This is a genomic window from Blautia sp. CAG:237 (genome assembly GCF_000436615.1).
In the GTDB taxonomy this organism is placed as follows: domain Bacteria; phylum Bacillota; class Clostridia; order Lachnospirales; family Lachnospiraceae; genus Blautia_A; species Blautia_A intestinihominis.
Window position 1 is genome coordinate 1 of the sequence record NZ_FR886708.1, and the last position, 4,893, is coordinate 4,893.

Genomic DNA, 4,893 nt, shown 5'->3' on the forward strand with positions numbered 1-4,893 from the left:
CAAAATCTGTAAGATTTAAGTGGTGGGAGCATGTCACAATCATCCTCTGACCATTGAACATTTCCTGATTTCCTGTTGATACGATAGATGCGCTTAACAAAAGAAAGATACAACCAGGACGGATCGTGTTTTAATGAAAATTTGGCTATCATTGTGTCCTGGTCATATTGCAGGAAAACATTCGCCATAGAAAGTTTCGTCTTTTCGTAATTACTAACAGCGTTTATCATATCAGCCTCCAGGTGCATGTACTTTACAATTTATTTACAGAATAGACTATTCGGTCTATAAAGTTAAATATGGTTAGCTTTTTATAGAAAATCTGTTCACCAGGCTACATTTATTTGTGTTATACTGTTCGTGAAAGGGCATGAGGAATGATAAAAAATCCGAGAGAAAGGTGAAATTCTATGGAAAATTTGATCTGGTACATCATAATGATCCCATGCAGTGCATTACTCACAGGAATTGGAATTTACGCATGGAACAGGAAAAAACCTATGTGGTTCTGGTCTGGAAAGACTGTTAAAGAGACAGAGATTTCAGATATTACTGCTTACAATCATGCCAATGGAATTATGTGGATCGTATACTCCATTATTTATTGGATGGCGACATTTGCCGGGATTTGGAATTCTATAGCAGCATTGGACCTGATCATAGTAGGCTGTGTAATTGGGATTCCGGTGCTGGTAGTTGTATATAATCGAATATATGCAAGATATAAGGTCTGACCAGATCGGGCGATAATAAAAATACAGAGCAGGATTTTTCAGTATGGAAAATCGGGGAAAGGTTAAAAAATGGCAAAATTATATTTCAGATACGGAGCAATGGGCAGTTCGAAGTCTGCCAATATTCTGATGGTCCGTTATAATTATGAAGAACGTGGTCAGTATGCGGTATTATTAAAACCAAGGACTGATAACCGGGATGGGGAACATGAGATCAAGTCCCGGATAGGGCTGTCTGCACCGGCTGAATATGTGGATGATTTTTTGCGGGAGATCTCGAAATGCTGGAATGCTGAAACTTCAGAATATATCTACCATGAAAAAAGGGTAGCAGCAGTTCTGGTGGACGAAGCACAGTTTCTTTCGCCCGAAGAAGTAGACAGATTATCGGATATCGTGGATTTTTATGATATTTCGGTTCTCTGCTATGGGCTTCGCACCGACTTTTTGAACCATCTCTTTCCGGGCTCCAGGCGGCTTATGGAGATTGCAGACGTGATAGAAGAAGTCCCTACCGTATGCTGGTGTGGAAGAAGAGCACAGTGCAACACCAGATATGCTAATGGCAAAATCGTCCGCGAAGGCGCACAGATCATGCTTGGTTCAAATGAAAGTTATGTGGCACTTTGCAGAAAGCACTACAAAGAAGGAAAATTGTGGAAGTAGAATAGTAACGTTGACAAAACGGTTAGTGCGTGCTAACATAACAAGTGTTATGAATGATGAGCGAAGAAAACAAACCGAACAAAAATTAATCAGATCCGGCAGAGCAGAGTTTCTTGAGAAAGGTTATGCCAAGGCAAATCTTCGGGATATCTGTAAGGCGGCGAGGGTTACGACCGGTGCATTTTATTTTTCTTTTGAAAACAAAGAAGCACTGTTGGCGGCGATCCTGGATCCTGTGATCACAGATTATCAGAGGATGTGCAGTGTATTTGCAAAGAGAGAAGAGGACGATCCTGGTACTGCAGATGACAATGAACGGCAGATGATGGAATATCTGTCAGCACATCGGACAGAGGCAATCATTCTGATGGAGAAATCCGCGGGCAGCCGGTACGAAGGATTTAAGAGCCAGATTGACATGCAGATGCAATCAGCATTTACCAGCTATTTTTCCAAATTTATGGGTGTCAGCCCCGATGCGGAACTTATCAGGATTCTGGTTTCCATGAGGCTTCAGGGATACATGGAACTGATCAAAGGAGATTATACCGTGGAAGAAAGAATAAGGCTTGCAAGAGAGATCGGCATCCACGCGGATGCAGGGACAATGGCGTTAATTAAATATCTGAACGGACAAAAAGAAGTCTATCGCAAATAATGCGGTAGGCTTTTTCTATTGCAAAACATAATTTTTTTCGGATTTGTTATGTGCTCACACAGATTTGATTTGAAATGTGAGGAGGAAAAAATCATGAACGAAAAAGCAAACTACGGAAACTGGGTACCGGAGAAAGCACTCTATATGTTGTTTGGAGCAGCAGTTCTTTTGGGCGTGATCGCGGTGCTCGCACAGACAGTACTGGATAAACCTGTGGTCACGGCAGTATCAGGCGTGCTTTGCGTAGTGGCACTTGTCATGGCTGTCTACATGCTGATCTGCCATGAGACATTTGCATTTGGAAAGGGAAATATGATGGCGGGTGTGCATGAGCACTTGGTCGAGCATCTTGACTGGAACGGGGAAGGCAGACTGCTCGACATTGGATGCGGGGCAGCCGCACTTACGGTTCGCTGTGCCAAAGCTTTTCCAAAAGCACAGATCACCGCAATGGACTATTGGGGCGCAGAATGGAATTACGCCAAAGAACAGTGTGAAAAAAATGCACAGATAGAAGGCGTTGCGGACCGCACATCCTTTCAGAAAGGGGATGCTGCGAAGCTGGATTTTCCAGACGAATCGTTTGATGCGGCAGTAAGTAACTTTGTATTCCATGAAGTACGCACAGCAAAAGACAAACGGGATGTTGTAAGAGAAGCACTCCGGATAGTAAAAAAAGGCGGCGTATTTTCTTTCCAGGATATGTTTTCCCAGAAAGCACTGTACGGAGATATGGAGCAGTTCGTCCGTGAACTGAAGGCGGAAGGCATCTCAGAAGTACATTACATAGGAAATCTGGAAAAGAAACTCGACTTTATCCCGGGGTTTGTAACAACACCATGGATGATCAGTGGAATGGGGATTATTTATGGAAAAAAATAATTGATGGGTTCACTGTTATTTACGTGCAACAAGGTGTGCGCGGAACCCTTTCTGTTTCTCCATAGTCAGTACAGTGAAGCCGGTTTTTTCTGCCATGGCGATGAATTCTGTGACTTTATGTATCTTCACATCGCCATGACCAGCCAGATTTGCCAGAGGCATTTCCAGATGGTTCATCAGCCAGACGATAAAATCTGAAGAGGTATAGTCACGTAAAACGAGTCGGCCGCCTTTTCGCAGAACACGGTAAGTACTGTTAAAAAATGCCTGAGGATTCGGATAGTGATGGAAGCTGTTGGAACAGATCACCGCATCAAAAGAATCCTCAGCAAAAGGAAGATTTTCGCTGTCGCCTACGATAAATTCCGTGTTGGAAAGCTTCTTTGCCTGAGCGACCTTGATCATTTCAGGAGTGAGGTCGAGACCGATATAATGTTTATCAGGGTATTTTTGATGGATCAATTCAAGCATCGGTCCGGTTCCACAGCCACAGTCGAGCACATCGTGGAAAGGCTCCTTTTCCAGTTCTGCCAGGATCGGCGGGTAATCATCCTTACACATTTCATAAATACCGGCATGTCCACTGTCGTAAATCTTGGCTGCCTGTGTGAATTCTTTGATAGAAAGCTGTTTATATTTTTCAGGTGTCATAAAAAAGGCCTCCTAAACTTGAAATTTTTTTGATAAACGGTTAGGCTATACTAACCAGACATTACCATAAATGCACAGAAAAGTCAATTAAACGGGGCGTGTCTGTGTATTTTGGTTTGGGAGTATGCTATAGTTATTAGAGATAGGAATGTATGAAAGAAAGGAAAACTGAAATGACGACAACTACGTTGTGTTACATAGAAAATGATAATAAATATCTGATGCTTCACAGAGTAAAAAAGAAAAACGACATGAACGAAGGCAAATGGATCGGCGTCGGCGGGCATGTGGAAAGCCAGGAAACTCCTGAGGAATGTCTCGTGCGTGAAGTGAAGGAAGAAACAGGACTTACACTCACCTCGTATAAATTTCGCGGGCTGGTAACGTTTATAAACAGCGAATGTGAATCCGAGCTTATGTGCGTGTTTACAGCGGACGGATATACAGGTGAACTGATTGAATGCAATGAGGGTGAGCTTTGCTGGATCGACAAAGCCAGGGTATCGGAACTTCCTGCATGGGAGGGGGATAAAGTGTTTCTTGATCTGCTTCTTTCGGGCGAAGAACGTTTTTTCTCTGTGAAACTGCAGTATGAAGGCGACAGACTTGTCGAAACGAAGATCAATTTGTATTGAGAAGGGAACTTACAAGATGGATAAAAATAAACAATGGATCGATCTGATCGTGGAACTGCAGGGTCTTGCACAGGCAGGACTTACCTATGGAAAAGATGTTTATGACAAAGAACGTTATGAACGCATCCGGGATATTTCTGCTGAAATGATGGCTGAGCTTTCAGGTGTGCCAGTGGAAAAAGTAAAAGATCTTTTCTGTAATGAAACCGGCTACCAGACACCAAAAATCGATACCCGCGCAGCGATATTTGAAGAGGGAAAAATCCTGCTCGTTCACGAAAACAACGGAACCTGGTCACTGCCGGGTGGATGGTGTGATGTAAATGTATCCGTGACAGAAAATACAATAAAAGAAGTGAAAGAAGAAGCAGGTCTTGATGTTTCTGTCAAAAGCGTGATCGCCATTCAGGACAGGGAAAAGCATAATCTTCCGGTCTATGCATACAGAGTCTGCAAGATATTCATGCTCTGCGCGGCGACTGGCGGAGGTTTTGAAGAGAATATTGAGACTACAGGTTTTGACTATTTTGCAGAGGACGAACTTCCTGAACTTGCAGGCGAAAAGAACAATGAAGAACAGATCAGAATGTGTTTTGATGCGTACCGCGCAGGTGATAAATGGAAGACATTTTTTGATTGAATAACTGCGTGTCGCATTCTCGTTACT

At 43.0% G+C, this 4,893-nt stretch carries 7 protein-coding genes and 1 pseudogene; 6 read left to right on the forward strand and 2 right to left on the reverse strand.

Annotation, left to right across the window (positions count from 1 at the left end; translation table 11 throughout):
- Nucleotides 1-230, reverse strand: a pseudogene (locus QZL69_RS03840) (hypothetical protein); the annotation flags it as partial.
- Between the two features lie 180 nt (nucleotides 231-410).
- Between QZL69_RS03840 and QZL69_RS03845 the strand changes: the two are divergent.
- The 4 genes from QZL69_RS03845 to QZL69_RS03860 all read left to right on the forward strand — a co-directional run bounded on the left by QZL69_RS03845 (nucleotide 411) and on the right by QZL69_RS03860 (nucleotide 2,940).
- Complete coding sequence (locus QZL69_RS03845) at nucleotides 411-734, forward strand: hypothetical protein (protein WP_118254555.1); 324 nt, start codon at nucleotides 411-413, stop codon at nucleotides 732-734.
- A 69-nt stretch (nucleotides 735-803) separates the two neighbouring features.
- Complete coding sequence (locus QZL69_RS03850) at nucleotides 804-1,400, forward strand: thymidine kinase (protein ID WP_022213906.1); 597 nt, start codon at nucleotides 804-806, stop codon at nucleotides 1,398-1,400.
- Nucleotides 1,401-1,410: 10 nt separating this feature from the next.
- Nucleotides 1,411-2,058 carry a TetR/AcrR family transcriptional regulator gene (locus tag QZL69_RS03855; RefSeq protein ID WP_022213907.1) on the forward strand — a complete coding sequence of 216 codons (648 nt, stop codon included), beginning with the start codon at nucleotides 1,411-1,413 and terminating at the stop codon, nucleotides 2,056-2,058.
- Between the two features lie 93 nt (nucleotides 2,059-2,151).
- Nucleotides 2,152-2,940: a class I SAM-dependent methyltransferase gene (locus tag QZL69_RS03860; RefSeq protein WP_022213908.1), complete on the forward strand. Its 789-nt coding sequence runs from the start codon at nucleotides 2,152-2,154 to the stop codon at nucleotides 2,938-2,940.
- Between the two features lie 15 nt (nucleotides 2,941-2,955).
- On the opposite strand, the gene QZL69_RS03865 is transcribed toward QZL69_RS03860, so the two are convergent.
- Nucleotides 2,956-3,591: a class I SAM-dependent methyltransferase gene (locus tag QZL69_RS03865; RefSeq protein ID WP_022213909.1), complete on the reverse strand. Its 636-nt coding sequence runs from the start codon at nucleotides 3,589-3,591 to the stop codon at nucleotides 2,956-2,958.
- Nucleotides 3,592-3,764: 173 nt separating this feature from the next.
- Here QZL69_RS03865 and QZL69_RS03870 point away from each other — a divergent pair, with 173 nt between their 5' ends.
- Entirely contained in the window at nucleotides 3,765-4,226 is a 462-nt protein-coding gene (locus tag QZL69_RS03870; RefSeq protein ID WP_022213910.1) for an NUDIX hydrolase, read from the forward strand.
- A gap of 16 nt (nucleotides 4,227-4,242) precedes the next feature.
- Nucleotides 4,243-4,866, forward strand: coding sequence for an NUDIX hydrolase N-terminal domain-containing protein (locus QZL69_RS03875; protein WP_022213911.1), 624 nt, complete (start codon nucleotides 4,243-4,245; stop codon nucleotides 4,864-4,866).
- Nucleotides 4,867-4,893 lie beyond the last annotated feature (27 nt).

Coding starts and splice junctions, on each gene's coding strand:
- QZL69_RS03845 (WP_118254555.1), top strand. CDS start 411: ATGGAAAATTTGATCTGGTACATCATAATGATCCCATGCAGTGCATTA.
- QZL69_RS03850 (WP_022213906.1), top strand. CDS start 804: ATGGCAAAATTATATTTCAGATACGGAGCAATGGGCAGTTCGAAGTCT.
- QZL69_RS03860 (WP_022213908.1), top strand. CDS start 2,152: ATGAACGAAAAAGCAAACTACGGAAACTGGGTACCGGAGAAAGCACTC.
- QZL69_RS03865 (WP_022213909.1), bottom strand. CDS start 3,591: ATGACACCTGAAAAATATAAACAGCTTTCTATCAAAGAATTCACACAG.
- QZL69_RS03870 (WP_022213910.1), top strand. CDS start 3,765: ATGACGACAACTACGTTGTGTTACATAGAAAATGATAATAAATATCTG.
- QZL69_RS03875 (WP_022213911.1), top strand. CDS start 4,243: ATGGATAAAAATAAACAATGGATCGATCTGATCGTGGAACTGCAGGGT.